The following is an 18,065-nucleotide window of genomic DNA, read 5'->3' as shown; positions in this document are numbered from 1 at the left end:
AGAATTCCCGCCGGGAATCCAGAAAGGACCGCGAAACCCCATGAGCAATCCGTTCGACGACGAGCAGGGCACCTTCCTCGTCCTCGCCAACCACGAGAACCAGCACAGCCTCTGGCCCGCCTTCGCCGAGGTCCCGGCCGGCTGGCGGACCGTCAAGGACGCGAGCACCCGGCAGGAGGCGCTGGACCACATCGAGCGCACCTGGACCGACCTGCGCCCGCAGAGCCTGATCGACGCCACCGCCTGACCCCGCCCGACCCCTGCAGCACCGCAGCACCGCAGCACCGATCCGACCGACCCTCCACCGCACACACCCGAGGAGCACCCCATGAGCACCGTCGCCATCGACGAGCCGAAGGTCCGCGAGATCGTCGCCGACTGCCTCGACCTCGAACTGGACGAGCTGACCCTCACCGACCACTTCATCGACCACTACGGCGCCGACTCGCTGAACGCCATCGAGGTCCTCGCCCGCCTGGAGAAGGAGTTCCACGTCACCATCCCGCAGGAGGAGCTGGGCAACATGGTCAACCTGTCCGCCGTGCTGGAGGTCCTGTCCCGGGCGACCGCGCGATGACCGGGCCGCAGCGCGTGGTGGTGACCGGCATCGGCGTCCTGTCGAGCATCGGCAACGGGGTCGAGGAGTTCACCGCGGCCCTGCGCGAGGGCCGCTGCGGCGCCGGTCCGATCACCGGCTTCGACACCACCGGGTTCCTCCGCACCTCCGGCCACGAGGTCGACGGCTTCGTCCCGGAGCAGTGGATCCACCGCCTCCCGGTCGAACAGCTCGGCCGCGCCACCCAGTTCACCGTCGCGGCGGCCCGGATGGCCGTCCAGGACGCCGGCCTCGACGAGCGGCAGCTCGGCGGGCTGCGCGCCCAGGTCACCGTCGGCACCACCGACGGCGAGGCCGGCGAACTGGACCGGATGATGGCCGAGTCGGTCGCCCGGGGGCCCGAGCACCCGGCCGACCGGCTGGCCGCCGGCCGGCTGCCGGCCCACCAGCTGGCCCTGGCCGTCGCCCGGGAGCTGCGGCTCCCCCGGGTGGTCCCGACCGTCCTCGGCACGGCCTGCGCGGCCGGCAACTACGCCATCGGCGACGGCTTCGACGCCGTGCGCACCGGGGAGGCGGACATCGCCCTGGTCGGCGGCGCGGACGCGATCTGCCGCCGCACCTTCGCCGGCTTCAGCCGGCTCGGCCTGGTCTCCTCCGACGTCTGCCGCCCCTTCGACGCCGACCGCGAGGGACTGCTCACCGCCGAGGGCGCGGGGATCCTCGTCCTGGAGACGCTCGCCTCCGCCCGCCGCCGCGGGGCCCGGATCTACGCCGAGTTGCTCGGCTACGGGCTCAACTGCGACGCCCACCACCCCACCGCCCCCGACCAGTCGAGCGTCGCCCGCTGCATGCAACTGGCGCTCGACGACGCCGGGGTCAAGGCCGCCGAGGTGGACCTGGTCTCCGCCCACGGCACCGGCACCCCCACCAACGACATCACCGAGACCCGCGCGATCCGCGAGGTCTTCGGCGACACCCCGCCGCGCACCGTCGCCCTCAAGGCGATGCTCGGCCACTCCATGGGCGCGGCGAGCGCGCTCGGCGCGGCCGCCTCGGCGCTCGCGCTGGCCCACGGGTTCGTCCCGCCCACCGTCAACCACCGCAGCACCGACCCCCAGTGCCAGATCGACTGCGTGCCCAACCACTCCGTCCCCGCGGACCTCCGGGTGGTGGTCAACAACGGACTGGCCTTCGGCGGCAACAACGCCTCCGTCGTCCTGGGGCGCCACGAGGAGGAGCTCAGCCGATGAGCGAGCGAACCGTCAGGAACCGGCGCGGCGAGGTGGCGGCATGAGCGCCACCACGATCCACCGGGACCGGCCGCTGATCACCGCATGGTCCGCCGTCTCCCCCTACGGCCTCGGCCGCGACGCGTTCGCGGCCGGCGTCGGCCGGGGTGAACCGGCCCACCGGGTCCCCGACTTCGACACCCGCAAGGTGCTCGGCAAGGCCGGCACCCGCACCTACGACCGGGCCACCGGCCTGGCCGTCACCGCCGTCCGCGAGCTCCTCGACGAGGCCGCGGCCGCCGAGCAGCCGATCGCCACCGGCGGCGGCACCGCCCTCGTCCTCGGCACCACCCTCGGCAGCGCCCACAGCGCGGCCGGGTTCAGCCGGGCCTCCTTCGAGGGCGACAAGCCCTACGACGTGCCGGCCCAGCTGATGCCGAACGTGCTGATGAACGGCCCGGCCGCGGCCACCGCCATCCGCTTCGACCTCAAGGGCCCCAACACCACCCTGGCCGGCGGCGCCGCGGGCGGCCTGCTCGCCCTCGGCTACGCCCGCCGGCTGCTGGCGGCCGGCCGCGCCGAACGCGCCCTGGTCGGCGCGGTGGAGGAGCAGTCCGACACCCGCGCGTGGCTGGCCGACGCGCCCGACACCCCGCTCGGCGAGGGCGGCGCCGTCCTGCTCGTGGAGACCGCCCGGACGCTGCCGCCCGGACGCCGGGTGCTGGCCGAACTGCTCGCCCTGGACGTCCGCCTGGACGTCGACGAGGACCCGGAGGCGGCCCTGGCCGCCACCGTCCGGGACGCCCTCGCCCAGGCCGACGCCACCCCCGACCAGGTCTGGGCCGCGGCCGTCACCGGGCAGCCGGCCGAGGACCGGCTCGCCGCCCTGGTCGGCACCGAGGCCGTCCGGCGGGTCCGCACCGCCGGACTCCTCGGCGACACGGGCTCCGCGGGCACCGTCTTCTCCGTCACCACCGTCCTGGCCCTGGCCGAACAGGACCCGGCGGCGGCCGGCCGGCTCGCCGTGATCGCCTCGCTGGACCACCAGGGGCTGGCCGCCTGCGCCGTCCTGCGCCTCGCCGGCGGTGACCGATGAGCGCCCCGGGCGTCGTCCTGATCAGCGGCGGCTCCCGCGGCATCGGCAGGGCGGCCGCCCTGCGGCTGGCCGCCGACGGCCACGCTGTCAGCTTCTGCTACCAGTCCGACCGGCAGGCCGCCGACCTCCTCGGCAAGGAGCTCGACGCCCTCGGCGCCGCCGTCCTGGCCGAACGCGTCGACGTCACCGACGCCGCCGCGGTCCGCGCCTGGGTCACCCGGACCGAACAGGAGCTCGGCCCGGTCACCGTCGCCGTCGCCAGCGCCGGCATCACCCGCGACAAGCCGCTGCTGTTGATGGCCGACGAGGACTGGCGGTCCGTCACCGACACCAACCTGACCGGCACCGCCAACCTCTGCCGCGCGGTGGCCTTCCCGATGGTCAAGCGCCGCAGCGGTTCGATCATCACGCTCTCCTCGGTCTCCGGCGTCTACGGGAACCCCGGCCAGAGCAACTACGCCGCCTCCAAGGCCGGCATCATCGCGCTCACCCGCGCCCTGGCCAAGGAGGTCGGCCGCTACGGCGTCCGGGTCAACGCGGTGGCCCCCGGCATGATCGAGACCGACATGACCTCGGTGCTCAGCGACGCCCAACGCACCGACGCCCTCAAGCACATCCCGCTCGGCCGCTTCGGCACCGCGGCCGAGGTGGCCGAATCGGTCGCCTTCCTGGCCGGCCCGCAGTCCGCCTACCTCACCGGCTCGGTCCTGCAGATCGACGGCGGAATCGTCCTGTGAACAGCCGTCCCCGACGCACCAGACGCACCGTCCACCTCGACTAGGAGACACCACCCATGACCATCCCCGCCGTGCGCAGCCACGACAACCACACCCCGCTGGTCGACACCGAGCTGCTCCCCGGCCGCGGCAGCGGCGTCAACGCCGCCCACCGGATGTACGAACACCTCATCGGCATCTGGGCCACCGGCGTCATCGAGGCCGCCCACGACATCGGCGCCTTCACCGCGCTGATCGGCGCCCCGGCCACCGCCGGCGAACTCTCCGGCCGGCTCGGCACCGACCTGCGCGCCACCCGCGTCCTGCTGGACGGCCTGGCCGCCTACGACGTGGTCGAGCGCAGCCGCGCGGCGGACGGCCAGGCCGTCTACACCCTGCCCCCGGAGATGCACGACGTCTTCGCCCCCGAGGGCCTGTACAGCCTGGTCGGCAAGATCCGGCACGACCGCAACGTCGCCTGGAACGCCTGGCGCAACCTCGCCTCCAACGTCCGCACCGGCGCCCGCACCTCCGAGGGCTCCCAGCAGCTCAACCAGATCTCCGAGGAGGACTACACCTCCCTCGTCCGCGGCATCAACTTCTGGGCCCCGCCGATCACCGCCGCCCTCGCCGACTGGCTGCGCTCCCAGGGCTGGAGCGACGGCGCCGACCGCACCCTGCTCGACGTCGGCTGCGGCACCGGCATCTACAGCCAGCTGCTGCTCCAGGAGTTCCACGGCCTCACCGCCCGTGCCCTGGACGCCGAGCGGATCATCCCGATCGCCAACGCCCAGGCCCACCGGCTCGGGGTCGCCGACCGCTTCGCCCCGGAGATCGTCGACTTCTGGGCCGACGACTGGGGCACCGGCGTCGACGTCGCCCTCTTCGTCAACATCTTCCACCTCCAGACCCCCGAGTCGGCCCGCGAACTCCTGCTCCGCTCCGCCAAGGCCCTCACCGAGGACGGCGTGATCGCCATCGCCGACCACATCGTCGACGAGGACAGCACCGACGGGAACACCCAGAACCGCTTCTTCCGCCTCTTCGCCGCCTCCATGCTCGCCACCGGCGGCGGCGACGCCTTCACCGTCCACGACTACGACCACTGGCTCGCCGACGCCGGCCTGCGCCGGGTCGCCCTGCTCGACACCCCCATGCACCGCCTCCTGCTCGTCAAGCACGCCTGATCCCCGCACAGCACGCCGACCCCCCCTCGACGGCCCCGACGCCCCGCGTCGGGGCCGTCGGGGTTCCCGCACCCGGAGGCCCCGATGACCGACCGACCCGTCCTCTTCCGCACCCCCCGCGCCGACCTCACCCCGGAGGAGGTCGCCGCCCTCACCGTCCTGCTCCTGCACCGGGCGCGGGCCGCCACCACCGCCACCGCCACCCCCACCCCCACTCCCCGCCCGACCCGCCGCACCGTCCGCCGGTACGACGTCTCCCTCCGCCCGCCCGTCCCCACCACCTCCTGGCAGATCGTCGCCTGACCCGCACCGAAAGGCCCGGAGCCTCCCGGCCCCGGGCCCTCCCCCCGCACCTACCCGCCCACCTCCCCTGCCCCTCACCTCCCCCGGCCCCTCACCTCCCCCCTCACCCGATCAGATCCAGAGAGCCCGCCAAGTGCCCAGTCCCGATCAGGTCGTAGCCCCCCGCCAGCAGCAGGAACAGCAGCGCCGCCAGCGTCACCCCCGTGTAGTGCAGCCGCCCGAACACCCCCCACCAGCCGCGCACCCAGGCGACCACCGCGCAGACCACCATCACCAGGGTCAGCACCAGGGCCCCCGCGAAGAGCGCCGGCACCAGCGTCAGCAGCGGGGAGTCCCCCAGGAACAGCGTCTGGTTGAGCGCGTTGGAGTCCGAGGTCAGCAGGGCGAAGCACCCGGTGGCCGCCACCAGCACCGCCCCGGTCAGCCACCCCAGCAGCCGCACCACCGGCTGCCCGGCCCGCCCCCTGCCGCGCACCGCCCGTACGACCGCGGCCACCGCCCAGCCGATCACCGTCAGCGCCAGCACCGCCAGGCTGCCGAGGGCGATCCGCTGGTGCAGCTCCGGCGACTGGTACCAGGCCAGCGGCTGGTAGGCGATGGTCGGGTCGCTGTCGGTCAGCATCGACACCACCTCCCCGGCACCGTTCAGCTCGAACGCGATCTGCGCGCTGCCCCCCACCTGCTGGAACAGCCCCGGCTGGACCTGCTCCCACTGGGTCTCGCCCACGCCCGGGTCCCGGCTGAGCGGCCCGGTCACCACGAGCCGGCCGTCCCGCGCGGCGACGTGCAGCGAGCCCATCAGCGCGGCGGCCCTGGTCAGGTTGGACTGGCTGACCCGGGTCGAGCGGTAGTCGCCGGTGAACTTCCCGAGGTCACCGCCGAGTACGGCCGGAGCGGCGGCCCCGGCGGCCGGGTAGAACCGGTCCACGAAGGAGTTGAGCACCTGCTGCGTCATCCACCCGCCGGTGCCGTCCTCGCCGTCCCCGTTCACGGTCACGTACAGGCCGACCCCGTGGGCCGGCAGCAGCGCCAGGTTGCTGTGGAAGCCGGGCACGTCGCCGTCCTTGACCAGCAGCTGCTGGCCGTTGCGGTTGCGCTGTTCGAGCAGGTAGGCCATGCCGGGGAGCCGCGGGTCCGGCCCGAAGTGCCGGGCCAGCAGCAGCGCGTCGCCCTCCTGGTCCAGGATCCGCCGGCCCTGGTAGCTGCCGCCCTGGAGCTGGGCGATCATCAGCCGCGCCATGTCGGTGACGGTGGTGACCGCGGCGGCGCCGGTGGGGGTGAGCGGCCCGTACAGCCCCTCGGTCCGAGTCTGCCCGTCGCCCTCCGGCCGGTAGCCGTGGGCGAGGTCGGCGTCGATCGCGGCCGGGTGCGGCTGGGTGAAGGTGGTGCGGTCCATGCCCAGCGGTTGCAGGATGTGCTCGGCGACGTACTGGTCGAAGGGCTGGCCGGAGACCACCTCGACCAGGTAACCGGCCAGGGCCACACCGTAGTTGTCGTACGCGGCGGCCACCCCGGGGGCGCGGACCCGCTCGGGCTGGTGGGCGGCCAGTACCGCACCCAGCGCACCCACGTGCCGCGGGTCGGCCGAGGCCAGCCCCATGAAGGTGTCGTCGAAGCCGCCGGTGTGGGTGAGCAGGTTGTCGACGGTCACCGGCCGGCCCGGGTAGCTGTCCCTGATCTTGAAGGTCGTCAGATAGCGGTTCACGTCGGCGTGCAGGTCCAACGTCCCCGCCCGGACCTGCTGGAGGACGGCGACCGCGGTGAAGACCTTGGCGTCGGAGCCGGTGAAGAAGGCCGTCCGGGCCGGGTCGACGGGCGTGCGGCTCGCCACGTCGGAGACGCCGTAACCGCCCGCGAAGACCTGCTGCCCGCCGGCCACCACGCTCACCGCCGCGCCGGGGATCCGGTGCTCGGCGAGCAGCTTCGGCACGAGCTCGTCGAACAGCCGCTTCACCGCGTCGGGGTCGGGCGGCGCCGTCGAGCCGCCGGAGGCGGCCGAACCCGCCCGGGCCGCCGAGGCGGTGGCCGCGTGGGCGCGGTCCGGGGTGAGGCCGTAGAGGAACAGGCCGATCGCGGCCAGGACCAGCACCAGCCGGACCCAACCCCGCCGGACCAGCGGCCGGTTGATCTCCTCGCGTCGCGCACCCATGCTGAACTCCTGTCCCGATCAAGTGGATTGCGGAAGCTCCTGCGCCCTGCGGCGGGTCGCTTCCCGACACCGGAAACACTAGGTCGGCGGCCACCCCCCGGGACATGGCCTCTGGGCGTCGACCGGGGGGTGTACCCAGGTACCACCAACAGGGGTCCAGGGCCCAGTGATCGGGGCGGCGGCGCACGGCAGTCTGGATGTCGTCAGCAAGCAACGGGTAGGGATACCGGCCGCGAGGCCGTCACGGAAAGGGCCGAGCGGTCATGACCAGCAGCATCACCACGGGAGTTGTGAATAACGTGCAGAACACCGACACCACGACCGGCCGCAGCCGCACCGGACGGCGGGGGCCGCTCGGCGTCCTGCGCAACGCCGTCACCTCCTTCCTCCGCGGGCCGGCCCTGGCCGCGTTCGCCGTGCCCCAACTCGCCCTGATCGCCGCCGCGTCGGTCGCCGCCGCCTTCGTCGGCCTCGGGGTCGGCGTCCTGCTGGTGCCGCCCACGATCCTGGCGGTCCGCGGCCTGGCCGGGCTGCGCCGCAGGCTCGCCGCCCGCTGGTCCGGCGTCGCGATCAAGGACCCCTACCAGCCCCTGCCGGAGGCCGAACCGGGCCTCAAGGGCGCCTGGCAGCGCTGCCAGGCGATGCTGGCCGACCAGGCCACCTGGCGCGACCTGCTCTGGCTGCTCGTCGACCCGATCGTCGGCTTCACGGTGGCGCTGTTCCCGCTGATGGTGGTCGCCTACGGCGCGTTCGGCCTGCTGCTGCCCCAGCTCTGGCAGTCGCTCGCCGACAACGGCGGCAACACCTGGTACCTCTGGATGCACGTCACCGACTCCGGCACGGCCGGCACCGCCGCCCTGTTCGGCGTCCCGGTGATGCTGGCCGGGCTGGCGATCGCCCCCGGTGCGCTGCGCGGCCACACCGCCCTCGCCAAGGCGCTGCTCGGCCCGACCGCCCGGGCCGAGGCGCTGGCCGCCGAGCGCAAGGTCGCCCACCTCACCGAGACCCGCCGCGACGCCCTGACCACCCAGGCCGCCGAACTCCGCCGGATCGAACGGGACCTGCACGACGGCGCGCAGGCCCGGCTGGTGGCCATGGGCATGAACCTGGGCGTCGCCGAGCGCCTCGTCGAGCGGGACCCGGAGGCCGCGAAGCAGCTGCTCGCCGAGACCCGCCAGGCCTCCGCCTCCGCCCTCAACGAGCTGCGCGACCTGGTCCGCGGCATCCACCCGCCGGTGCTCGCCGACCGCGGACTCGCCGACGCCGTCCGGGCCCTGGGCATGGACAGCCCGCTGGACGTCTCCGTCTCCGCCGACCTGCCCGGCCGCCCCGAGGCCCCGGTCGAGTCCGCCCTCTACTTCGCGGTGTCCGAGGCGCTCACCAACGCCGCCAAGCACTCCGGCGCCCACCACGTCGACGTCCAACTCTGGTACGAGAACCGCACCCTGAAGGCCCAGGTCACGGACGACGGCACCGGCGGTGCCGACCCCTCCCGCGGCACCGGCCTGCGCGGCCTGGAGCGCCGGCTTGCTACCTTCGACGGAGTCCTGGCCGTCCGCAGCCCGCTCGGCGGCCCCACGACCCTGACGATGGAGCTGCCGTGCGAGTTGTCCTCGCCGAGGACCTCTTCCTCCTGAGGGACGGTCTGATCCGGATGCTGCAGGCCTACGACTTCGAGGTCGTGGCCGCGGTGGACACCGGACCGGACCTCCTCCAGGCCCTCCTCACCGAACGCCCGGACGTGGCAGTCGTCGACGTACGACTGCCCCCGACGTTCACCGACGAGGGCCTTCAGGCCGCTCTGGAGGCGCGCCGGCAGATCCCCGGTCTGCCGGTGCTCGTCCTTTCCCAGTACGTGGAGCAGCTCTACGCCAAGGAGTTGCTCGCCGACGGCAGCGGCGCGATCGGCTACCTGCTGAAAGACCGGGTCTTCGACCCCGACCAGTTCGTGGAGACGGTCCACCGGGTCGCGGCCGGCGGCACCGCCCTGGACCCCCAGGTGATCGCCATGCTGGTCAGCAACACCGAACGCAAGAAGCCGCTGGAGCGCCTGACCCCGCGCGAACGCGAGGTGCTGGAACTGATGGCGGAGGGCCGCTCGAACGGCGCGATCGCCGAACGGATGGTGATCACCGAACGGGCGGTGAAGAAGCACACCGCCAACATCTTCCTCAAGCTCGACCTGCCGCCCTCCGAGGAGGACCACCGCCGCGTGCTGGCCGTCCTGGCCTTCCTGGACGTCGCCCCCTAGGAGCCGGTCTCCCCGGCCACCCACCGCAGGTACCCCGGACTGCCGCCCACCACCGGCAGGACGATCACCTCAGGCGTCTCGTACGGATGCCGTCCGACCACGAACTCCATTACCCGCTCCGCCAGTTCGGCCCGGGTCTTCAGATCGATCCGCCACTCCACGGCCTCCTGCACCTCCCCCTCCCACCAGTACACCGACCGCACCGCACAGACCTGCCCGCACGCCGCCAACCGCTCCCGCACCACCGCCGCCGCCAACTCACGCGCCAGCCCCTCACTTTCGTGGGTGGTGGTCACCACGACGAACCCCTGCTCACTCACCGTCATCCCCCGACGCTACCCCCACCCCCCGGCAACCCACCCCCAGCAACCCACCCCCCTCCCCCTCACCCACCCAGGCGAGAGGGACGCGCTGCGGGAGGGGGCGGTGGAGGGGGTGGGTGCGGAGAGGGGCGTAACGGGTGATTTTCAGACTGCCAACGGTCTGTACACCCCACCTACAGGGTCGGCAGTCCGAAAATCACCCAGCCCCCGGAGCACCCACCCCCGGAACCGCCCCCGGCGTCACCCACCCTCCCGAAAGCCCCCACCCCCCACACAGACCCCCCGCAGCGGCAAGATGTCCCCCATGGATCTCGGACTCAAGAACAAGGCCTACATCGTCACCGGCGCCACCCGCGGCCTCGGCCTCGCCGCCGCCCGCGAACTCGCCGCCGACGGCGCCCACGTGCTGATCAGCGGCCGCACCCAGGAGGCCGTCGACGCGGCCGTCACCGAGCTCGAAGCCCTCGGCAGCGCCCACGGCCTGGTCGCCGACAACGCCGCCCCCGACACCGCCGAGCGCCTGATCGCCGAGGCCACCCAGCACTTCGGCCGCTTCGACGGCATCCTGATCAGCGTCGGCGGCCCGCAGGCCGGCCCGGTCGAGACCACCCCCGAGTCGGCCTGGCGGGACGCCTTCGAGTCCGTCTTCCTGGGCGCCCTGCGGCTGGCCCGCGCCGCCGCGGCCGCCCTCCCGGCCGGCGGTGTGATCGGGTTCGTGCTCTCCAGTTCGGTCCGCCAGCCGATCCCCGGCCTCGGCATCTCCAACGGCCTGCGCCCCGGCCTCGCGATGGCCGCCAAGTCCCTCGCCGACGAGCTCGGCCCGCGCGGCATCCGGGTGCTGGGCCTGCTCCCCGCCCGGATCGACACCGACCGGGTCCGCGAACTCGACGCCCTCGCCGCGGACCCCGAGGCCGCCCGTGCCGCGTCGAACGCCGCCATCCCGCTGGGCCGCTACGGCACCCCCGAGGAGTTCGGCAAGGTCGCCGCGTTCCTGCTCTCGCCCGCCGCCTCCTACCTGACCGGCCTGATGGTCCCGGTCGACGGCGGCGCCGTCCGCTCCCTCTGAGCCCCCGGCCCCCCCCCTCCCCCAAGCACCGGCCCCGCCACAGCAGGCCCCCTACTCCAACCTCCGCCGCTCCGGCCGGCGCCGGGCGAACCGGCGCCGGCGCCCGGCGGGGGCCTCCTGGAGCACCCGGATCCGCAGGTCGGCCGGCAGCTCCGCGAGCCCCAGACTGCGCACCGCGTCCGCCCGGGGCCCGTCCTCGAAGTGCTCCACCAGCGCCACCGGGTCCCCACCCGGGGTCAGTCGGACGGCACCGCGCAACCGGGGGTGTCCGGGCGCCCGGACCAGCCGCACCCCCGCCCGCTCGACCTCCGGCAGCACCGCCGTGCCCTGCTCCAGCACGTCCTCCAAAGCCCGCGCGCTCACCCGCAACCGCAGCCCGCCCACCCCCGGCGTCGGCACGGCGATCACCGGCAGCCCGGTGCGGCGCAGCTGCGCGACCAGCCACCAGGCCGTCCCCAGCACCAGCACCGAGAGGCCGCCGAGCACCGTCGGCCACCACCACGTGGAGCCGGCCCACCGTCCCCGGGAGCGTTCGGCCACCACCGGCTGGTCCGGCGAGGTCAGCGGCCACCACCCCGGCGGGTCGACCCCCAGCCGCCGGTAGAGGTCCAGCCCACCCGCCAGCACCAGCACCCCTGCCACCAGCAGCGCCGCCCCCCCCACCCCCAGCAGCACCCGGTTGACGACCGTCCGCCTCACCCCGCCGCCCTCCCCGCCCGACCGGCCGTTCCCGACACCCCGTCCCCCGCCGACCCATCCCCCGACCCCACACCCTCCGGCCCATCGCCCGACCCCACATCGTCCGACCCATCCCCCGGCCCCACACCCTCCGACCCATCCCCCGCCGACCCGCGCCAGGACCGCACGTCCAGCCGCGGCGGCCGCGCCAACCCGACCCGCGCCAGTTCCTCCCGCAGCTGCCGCTGCACCGCCGCCGGATCCACCGGCCCGCTCACCGACACCCGCACCCGCCGCCGGCCGACCCGGATCCGCAGCCGGTCGACGCCCGGCAGACCGGCCGCCCGGTCCGCCAGCAGGTGCCCGATCCCGGCCCGCTCGATCGCCGCCGCCGTCCCGCCGTACGGGCGCAGCACCAGCCACCGGCGCAGCCCGGGCGCGCAGGCCAGCCACAGCAGCCAGCCGCCCACCAGGACCGCCGCCCCGGCGCCCACCAGCACCCACCGGTCGTCCAGGTGACGGGCGGCCAGCTCGTCCGCGAGCTGCGCCCGCCAGCGCCGGGCCGGCTGCCCGGCCCGCACCGAGACCGCGTCGTAGAGCAGCGCCCCCGCGACCACCAGCACCACGGTGGCGACCAGCGCCGCCGCGGCCGTCCGCGCGGCCTTCGGCCGGGGCGCCCTCCGCCCCCGGTCGGAGTCCTCCGTGCCGGTCCTCACCGGGCCGCCCCGAGGACCAGCTTGTCGACCACGACGACCACCTGGGACACCCTGGTCCCGGTCAGCCCGGCCACCCGCTCCGCCACCCGCTCACGGACCGCCCGGGCGAGACCCGCGAGGTCGGCGGGAAAGGGCAGCTCGACGGCCACCCGGACGGTCACCGTACTGCCCGGCCGCGCCACCGACACCCGAGGTGGTTCCCCCTTCTCGGAGCGTCCGGCCCACACCTCGGCGAGCACCTCCCGGGCCGCCTGCCCGGCGATCCGCTCGTACACCCGGTCGGCGACCCGGAGCCGCCCCCGGCGGGCCGCGACCGCAGCGGGGGCCGCAGCGGGGGCGGGGGCCGGGGCGGGAACCACGGCCCCCATCAGCGCCGCCGGTCGCGGCCGCGGAGCAGGTCCCCGAGGTCGCCCAGCTCGATGTCGCCCTCCAGCAGCCGCCCGATCACGAAGCCGACCAGCCCGAGCGCCGCCACCAGCAGGAACGCCGCGAACCCGCCGAAGTACCCGGCGAAGCCGAGGGCCATGCCCACCACCAGGCCGACGATGGCCAGGTTCATCCGCTACTCCCTCGTCCTCCACCGAACACTGTGCGCCGCAGGCCGAACGCCCTGCGCTCCCGGCCCTACTTGAGTTTGGGCCGCTGCCCCGTCGCCGCCACCGGCTCCTCTTCCTCCTCGAACTCCGGTTCGTCCGGGAGGTGCACGTCGTTGACCGCGATGTTGACCTCGACGACCTCCAGGCCGGTCATCCGCTCGACCGCGTCGATGATGTTCTCCCGCACCTGGCGGGCGAGTTCGGGGATCACCACGCCGTACTCGACCACCAGGGCGATGTCGATCGCGGTCTGCTTCTCGCCGACCTCGGCCTTGATCCCGCGCCCGATGCTGGACTTTCCGCCGGGCACCCGGTCCCGCATCGCCCCGAAGGTGCGGGCCAGCCCGGAGCCCAGCGCGTGGATCCCGGTCACCTCCCGGGCGGCCATCCCGGCGATCTTCTCCACCACGCCGACCGCCAGCACCGTCCGACCGCGCTCACCGCCGCTCCGCCCGCCGTCCCCGCCCGCGCCGGAGGCCGGCCTCGCGCCGCCGGGCGGGCCGGGCGTGGGCGCACCGCCGTGGTTCTTGTGCAGGGTCGCGGGGGTCGGGGTGTCGGGCATGGGGCGCATCTCCCTCGTAGCGGCTCCAGCTATATCGCAAACCTCCCCAAGCCTGGCATTCCGCCACGGGCCCCGCCCGCCGAGCACACCCCCGGGAACGCCGGAGGCCCGGCCCCGGGGCGCTCCCCCGGGCCGGGCCTCCCACCAGTGGCGGGCGGGTCAGTCGCCGATCCCGGCGAGCTCCCGCAGCCGACGGGCCTGGGCCGCCCGTTCGGCCGAACGCTGCTCCTCGTACGACCGTCCGGAGGCACCCTGGAGCAGTGCCTTCGTCTCGATCACGGCCCCGCGCGGGGCGGCCAGCAGAGCGGCGGCGAGGTCGCGGGCGGCGCCCTCCAGTTCGGCGCCGGGCACCGCCAGGTTGGCCAGGCCGATCGCGGCGGCCTCCTCCGCGCCGACCCAGCGGCCGGTGGCGCAGATCTCCAGCGCCCGGGCGTAGCCGACGAGTTCGACCAGCGGCTTGGTGCCGGCCAGGTCCGGGACGAGCCCGAGCGAGGTCTCCTTCATCGCGAACTGCACGTCGTCGGCGACCACCCGCAGGTCACAGCCGAGCGCGAGCTGGAAGCCCGCCCCGACGGCGTGGCCCTGGACGACGGCGACGGTGACCAGGTCGGCGCGGCGCCACCAGGTGAAGGCCTCCTGGTACGTGGCGATCGCCTCGTCCAGGTCCCGGTCGGCGGAGCCGGCCAGCTGCAGGAAGGTGGGTTCGCCGGGGATGCCCTCGGGGGTGAACATGGCCCGGTCCAGTCCGGCCGAGAAGGAGACGCCCTCGGCGCGCAGCAGCACCACCCGCACGGTGCCGGGCAGTTCGCGCCCGGCCTGGGCGAGGGCGCGCCAGAGCGCGGGCGACTGGGCGTTGCGCCGCTTGGGCTGACACAGGGTGACGACGGCGAGCTCGCCGTCGATCTCCAGCCGGACGCCGTCCCGCTCCCAGCTCGGGGCCTGCGGGTCGGTGGCGGGGGCGGTCATGCGGGAACCTCCGGTGGCGGGGGACGTGGCTACCGGAGAGTAACAAACCTGGGCGCGGACGGGCAGTGCCCCGGCCCGGAAAGAGCGGAAGGGAAGAGCGGGTCCGCGACCCGGACATGACGATCGGCGGCCGGTCCACTCGACCCGAGGGCGGACGCCCAGCTGTGGTCAGCTGTCGTCTCCTCGGCCGGCGCCCTGCCGCCGCGTCATCCAGCTTGGAGCTGACGAACCGTCAGGAACCGGCCCCGGCAGTCGCCTTGTTCTTGCCCCGCGTGGCACCACCGCGGCCCCGGAGGATCACTCCGGACTCGCTCAGCATCCGGTGCACGAAGCCGTACGAACGACCGGTCTCCTCCGCGAGAGCGCGAATGCTCGCCCCGGAGTCGTACTTCTTCTTGAGATCGGCCGCGAGCTTCTCACGCGCGGCACCGGTCACCCGGCTGCCCTTTTTCAGAGTCTCGGCCACCCGTGCCTCCTCGTAGCGTTGCTCGGTCAGATTCCCATGATCACCCATCCACCGCGTCCTGGCCACCCATTCGGCAAGGTCGATGTCGCAATTGCGTGGTCCTGCGGTGGTGATCCGAGCGCATCAGGGCGCTCACGCAGAGTGCACGCCCCCGGGCGGATTCCGCCGTATGCCGAGAAAGAGCTGATCAGCAGCGTCGGCCCGACCACGATCACGTGGCGGGCCGACGGGAAGTGCTTAAACGGAATCCGGGTCTTCTTCATTCCCGGACACGCCGAAAGGACTAGATTTTCTGGTCCGAAAAGCCGAGGGAGCGTCTACTTCCGGTCAGGTCAGCGAGACCAGATCGGCGTACGACGGGTTCCAGAGGTCCTCCACCCCGTCCGGCAGCAGGATGATCCGCTCCGGGTCGAGCGCCTCGACCGCGCCCTCGTCGTGGGTGACCAGCACGACCGCGCCGCTGAACTCGCGCAGCGCGCCGAGGATCTCCTCGCGGCTGGCCGGGTCCAGGTTGTTGGTGGGCTCGTCCAGCAGCAGCACGTTGGCGGAGGAGACCACCAGGGTGGCCAGGGCCAGTCGGGTCTTCTCCCCACCGGAGAGCACCCCGGCGGGCTTGTCCACGTCGTCGCCGGAGAACAGGAAGGAGCCGAGGATCTTGCGGATCTGCACCAGGTCGGTGTCCGGCGCGGCCGAGCGCATGTTCTCCAGGACGCTGCGGTCCGGGTCCAGCGTCTCGTGCTCCTGGGCGTAGTAGCCGATCTTCAGGCCGTGCCCCGGGATCACCTCGCCGGTGTCCGGCGCCTCGACCCCGGCCAGCATCCGCAGCAGGGTGGTCTTGCCCGCGCCGTTGAAGCCCAGCACGACGACCCGGGAGCCCCGGTCGATCGCCAGGTCGACGTCGGTGAAGATCTCCAGCGAGCCGTAGGACTTGGACAGGCCGCTGGCCGTCAGCGGGGTCTTGCCGCAGGGGGCCGGGTCCGGGAAGCGCAGCTTGGCGACCTTGTCGCTCTGGCGCACCTGCTCCAGGCCGGAGAGCAGCTTGTCGGCACGGCGGGCCATGTTCTGCGCGGCGACCGTCTTGGTGGCCTTGGCGCGCATCTTGTCGGCCTGGGCGTTCAGCGTCGCGGCCTTCTTCTCGGCGTTGGCCCGCTCGCGCTTGCGGCGCTTCTCGTCGTCCTCGCGCTGCTGCTGGTACTGCTTCCAGCCCATGTTGTAGACGTCGATGCAGGAGCGGTTGGCGTCCAGGTAGAAGACCTTGTTGACGACCGTCTCGACCAGGTCGACATCGTGCGAGATGACGATGAAGCCGCCCTTGTAGGTCTTCAGGAAGTCCCGCAGCCAGACGATCGAGTCCGCGTCCAGGTGGTTGGTGGGCTCGTCGAGCAGCAGCACGTCGGAGTCCGAGAAGAGGATCCGGGCGAGCTCGACGCGGCGGCGCTGACCACCGGAGAGGGTGTGCAGCGGCTGGGCCAGGATGCGGTCCGGCAGGCCGAGCGCGGCGGCGATGGTGGCGGCCTCGGCCTCGGCGGCGTACCCGCCCTTGGTGAGGAACTCGGTCTCCAGGCGCGCGTACTTCTTCATCGCGTTCTCCTGGGTGGCCCCCTTGCCGTTGGCCATCCGGTCCTCGTTCTCGCGCATCTTCTTCAGCACGGTGTCGAGGCCGCGGGCGGAGAGGATGCGGTCCTTGGCGAGGACGTCCAGGTCGCCGGTGCGCGGGTCCTGCGGGAGGTAGCCGACCTCGCCCGAACGGGTGACCGTACCGGAGGCGGGCAGGCCCTCGCCGGCCAGCACCTTGGTGAGCGTGGTCTTGCCGGCGCCGTTGCGCCCGACCAGGCCGATCCGGTCGCCGGCGGCGACCTTGAAGTTCGCGGACTCGATCAGGATCCGGGCGCCGGCGCGCAGTTCGAGGGCGTTGGCGGAAATCATGGCCGGGACTACTCCTGGGACGTGGGCGGGCGGCCGGGCACGGGCCCGGGCAGCGGGGAGGGGGGCTTCATCGGCGGTCGGCGCGGTGGACCTGGGCGCCGCCGCCCGCTATTGCCCGGAGAAGATAGCCATGACGGCCAGTCTACCGGGCGGCGCGAATCGCCCCGGAGGCGTACCGCCCCGGGGTACCCGGAGACCCTCGGCGCTACTGCGCGGCGACCGCCCCGTCGGTCGCGGTCGCCGCCGGGTCCGCCGCGGCCGGGCTCGCCGGGCCGGCCTCCGTCGCCGCGGCCGACGGGTCGCCGCAGCCGTCCTTGGGGCGGACGGCGGCGAACGGGGCGTCCAGGCCGGTGCAGGCCGTCTCGGGGGCGGCGGCCTTGGTGTCGAAGATCCTCGGCGGCACGATCGGGCCGTCGGTGATCTCCACCCGGCTGCTGTCCAGGACCTTCACGGTCGCGGCCGGACCGGTGATCGTCGACCAGCCGTTGCTGTCCAGCCGGTAGCCGGTGATACCGCCGGAGACCGGGACCCCGCCGCTGGTGCAGGTCCGCGGGATCAGCACGGCCCAGTCGGTGTGCACGGTGCGCAGCGGGTCGTAGAGGCAGCCGTTGGACGGCCGGTCGTTGTACCGCAGGTCCCCGTCGGCGTCGCGCAGGCCCATGGTCAGGTTCGGCGTGACCACGGCCAGCCACGGCGAGCCGGCCCGCTGGACGGTGTGCAGCGCGGCGGCGGCCCGCAGCTTGGCCGTCTCCTTGCGCTCGGCGTCGGTCCGCTTGTCGGCGCCCGGCTCGCCGTCGGCGCGCAGGTAGTCCGCGAGGCCGGGCACCGCGCGGTGCCAGCGCACCTCGTGGTCGCCGGGGCGCACCGAGGTGACCAGGCCGTCGTCCCAGACCACGATCGCGTTGTCGCCGGCCATCGCCAGGTAGAGCGCCTCGGCGCCCTCCCGGCGGTACGTCCAGGCCCGCTCGCCGGTCTTCTTGTGGTACGCCTCCAGCCCGGGGCCGACCACCTTGAGGTCCAGGTCGGCCGAGTCGACCGACTGCGAGTTCACCGGGGTCGCCTCGGCGTCGCCCGGTCCCGCCACCCGATCGCCGAACGGCACCGGCTTGTTCGCGTGCGCCGCCGCACCGGCCGCAAGGACCAGCATCACCGCCAGGGCAGGCAGGATCGAGCGGGGGGTGAGGACACGCGGCGGCTTCCAGGACACGGCCGGAGCGTACCTGTCGCCGGGCTCACGAGTCAGCCCGGAATCGCCGTGCGGGCGGCCCTCCGATCGCAC

The 18,065-nt window shown here is 73.9% G+C and carries 21 protein-coding genes; 10 read left to right on the top strand and 11 right to left on the bottom strand.

The features are described from left to right. The first annotated feature begins 40 nt into the window (after positions 1-40). The 7 genes from AB0O91_RS05520 to AB0O91_RS05490 all read left to right on the top strand — a co-directional run bounded on the left by AB0O91_RS05520 (position 41) and on the right by AB0O91_RS05490 (position 5,087). Positions 41-247 (top strand): MbtH family protein, encoded by a 207-nt coding sequence (locus AB0O91_RS05520; RefSeq protein WP_363428140.1) that lies wholly within the window; start codon positions 41-43, stop codon positions 245-247. An 81-nt stretch (positions 248-328) separates the two neighbouring features. Next, complete coding sequence (locus AB0O91_RS05515) at positions 329-577, top strand: acyl carrier protein (RefSeq protein ID WP_363428138.1); 249 nt, start codon at positions 329-331, stop codon at positions 575-577. Then, positions 574-1,806 carry a beta-ketoacyl-[acyl-carrier-protein] synthase family protein gene (locus AB0O91_RS05510; protein WP_363428136.1) on the top strand — a complete coding sequence of 411 codons (1,233 nt, stop codon included), beginning with the start codon at positions 574-576 and terminating at the stop codon, positions 1,804-1,806. Before AB0O91_RS05515 ends, AB0O91_RS05510 begins: the two co-directional genes overlap by 4 nt. Before the next feature lie 40 nt (positions 1,807-1,846). Continuing rightward, positions 1,847-2,881 carry a beta-ketoacyl synthase N-terminal-like domain-containing protein gene (locus tag AB0O91_RS05505; RefSeq protein ID WP_363428134.1) on the top strand — a complete coding sequence of 345 codons (1,035 nt, stop codon included), beginning with the start codon at positions 1,847-1,849 and terminating at the stop codon, positions 2,879-2,881. Further along, positions 2,878-3,618 (top strand): 3-oxoacyl-ACP reductase FabG, encoded by a 741-nt coding sequence (gene fabG, locus AB0O91_RS05500; RefSeq protein ID WP_363428132.1) that lies wholly within the window; start codon positions 2,878-2,880, stop codon positions 3,616-3,618. The genes AB0O91_RS05505 and fabG overlap by 4 nt, the downstream gene beginning before the upstream one ends. A 56-nt stretch (positions 3,619-3,674) precedes the next feature. Beyond that, the gene (locus AB0O91_RS05495; protein ID WP_363428130.1) at positions 3,675-4,784 is read left to right on the top strand and encodes a class I SAM-dependent methyltransferase; all 1,110 of its coding nucleotides are present in this window, start codon (positions 3,675-3,677) and stop codon (positions 4,782-4,784) included. Between the two features lie 84 nt (positions 4,785-4,868). Continuing rightward, a complete protein-coding gene (locus AB0O91_RS05490) occupies positions 4,869-5,087 on the top strand; it encodes an acyl-CoA carboxylase epsilon subunit (RefSeq protein WP_363428128.1) in 219 nt (72 codons plus the stop codon). A gap of 103 nt (positions 5,088-5,190) precedes the next feature. Here AB0O91_RS05490 and AB0O91_RS05485 read toward each other — a convergent pair whose 3' ends face one another. Continuing rightward, entirely contained in the window at positions 5,191-7,236 is a 2,046-nt protein-coding gene (locus AB0O91_RS05485; RefSeq protein ID WP_363428126.1) for a serine hydrolase domain-containing protein, read from the bottom strand. Positions 7,237-7,499: 263 nt separating this feature from the next. On the opposite strand from AB0O91_RS05485, the gene AB0O91_RS05480 reads away from it, so the two are divergent. Then, positions 7,500-8,873 carry a sensor histidine kinase gene (locus tag AB0O91_RS05480; RefSeq protein WP_363428124.1) on the top strand — a complete coding sequence of 458 codons (1,374 nt, stop codon included), beginning with the start codon at positions 7,500-7,502 and terminating at the stop codon, positions 8,871-8,873. After that, complete coding sequence (locus AB0O91_RS05475; protein WP_350516122.1) at positions 8,837-9,487, top strand: response regulator transcription factor; 651 nt, start codon at positions 8,837-8,839, stop codon at positions 9,485-9,487. Before AB0O91_RS05480 ends, AB0O91_RS05475 begins: the two co-directional genes overlap by 37 nt. Here AB0O91_RS05475 and cutA read toward each other — a convergent pair. Further along, positions 9,484-9,813 carry a divalent-cation tolerance protein CutA gene (cutA, locus tag AB0O91_RS05470; RefSeq protein WP_363428121.1) on the bottom strand — a complete coding sequence of 110 codons (330 nt, stop codon included), beginning with the start codon at positions 9,811-9,813 and terminating at the stop codon, positions 9,484-9,486. The two genes, AB0O91_RS05475 and cutA, sit on opposite strands and share 4 nt — an antisense overlap. Before the next feature lie 301 nt (positions 9,814-10,114). Between cutA and AB0O91_RS05465 the strand changes: the two genes are divergently transcribed. Then, positions 10,115-10,876, top strand: a complete 762-nt coding sequence (locus AB0O91_RS05465) for an SDR family oxidoreductase (RefSeq protein ID WP_363428119.1) — start codon at positions 10,115-10,117, stop codon at positions 10,874-10,876. Between the two features lie 51 nt (positions 10,877-10,927). On the opposite strand, the gene AB0O91_RS05460 is transcribed toward AB0O91_RS05465, so the two are convergent. From AB0O91_RS05460 to AB0O91_RS05420, 9 genes are all read right to left on the bottom strand, one after another. Further along, positions 10,928-11,575 carry an alkaline shock response membrane anchor protein AmaP gene (locus AB0O91_RS05460; RefSeq protein ID WP_363428117.1) on the bottom strand — a complete coding sequence of 216 codons (648 nt, stop codon included), beginning with the start codon at positions 11,573-11,575 and terminating at the stop codon, positions 10,928-10,930. Continuing rightward, complete coding sequence (locus AB0O91_RS05455; protein WP_363428115.1) at positions 11,572-12,270, bottom strand: DUF6286 domain-containing protein; 699 nt, start codon at positions 12,268-12,270, stop codon at positions 11,572-11,574. Before AB0O91_RS05455 ends, AB0O91_RS05460 begins: the two co-directional genes overlap by 4 nt. Next, on the bottom strand, positions 12,267-12,629 hold the full coding sequence (locus AB0O91_RS05450) for an Asp23/Gls24 family envelope stress response protein (protein WP_363428113.1): 363 nt from the start codon (positions 12,627-12,629) through the stop codon (positions 12,267-12,269). Before AB0O91_RS05450 ends, AB0O91_RS05455 begins: the two co-directional genes overlap by 4 nt. Positions 12,630-12,637: 8 nt before the next feature. Next, positions 12,638-12,829: a hypothetical protein gene (locus AB0O91_RS05445; protein ID WP_363428111.1), complete on the bottom strand. Its 192-nt coding sequence runs from the start codon at positions 12,827-12,829 to the stop codon at positions 12,638-12,640. A gap of 65 nt (positions 12,830-12,894) precedes the next feature. Beyond that, positions 12,895-13,428 (bottom strand): Asp23/Gls24 family envelope stress response protein, encoded by a 534-nt coding sequence (locus AB0O91_RS05440; RefSeq protein ID WP_363428109.1) that lies wholly within the window; start codon positions 13,426-13,428, stop codon positions 12,895-12,897. 159 nt (positions 13,429-13,587) lie between these two features. After that, positions 13,588-14,394, bottom strand: a complete 807-nt coding sequence (locus AB0O91_RS05435; protein ID WP_363428107.1) for an enoyl-CoA hydratase/isomerase family protein — start codon at positions 14,392-14,394, stop codon at positions 13,588-13,590. 232 nt (positions 14,395-14,626) lie between these two features. Next, complete coding sequence (locus AB0O91_RS05430; protein ID WP_030059940.1) at positions 14,627-14,860, bottom strand: helix-turn-helix domain-containing protein; 234 nt, start codon at positions 14,858-14,860, stop codon at positions 14,627-14,629. A 327-nt stretch (positions 14,861-15,187) separates the two neighbouring features. Then, positions 15,188-16,786 carry an ABC-F family ATP-binding cassette domain-containing protein gene (locus tag AB0O91_RS05425; protein WP_363428105.1) on the bottom strand — a complete coding sequence of 533 codons (1,599 nt, stop codon included), beginning with the start codon at positions 16,784-16,786 and terminating at the stop codon, positions 15,188-15,190. Between the two features lie 205 nt (positions 16,787-16,991). Continuing rightward, positions 16,992-17,993, bottom strand: coding sequence for a hypothetical protein (locus AB0O91_RS05420; protein ID WP_363428103.1), 1,002 nt, complete (start codon positions 17,991-17,993; stop codon positions 16,992-16,994). Positions 17,994-18,065: the final 72 nt, after the last annotated feature.

The sequence above is a fragment of the Kitasatospora sp. NPDC089797 genome (assembly GCF_040684795.1).
Classification (GTDB): Bacteria; Actinomycetota; Actinomycetes; order Streptomycetales; family Streptomycetaceae; genus Kitasatospora.
The sequence above is the reverse complement of the archived record's forward strand: the minus strand, read 5'-3'. Positions and strand labels throughout refer to the sequence as shown.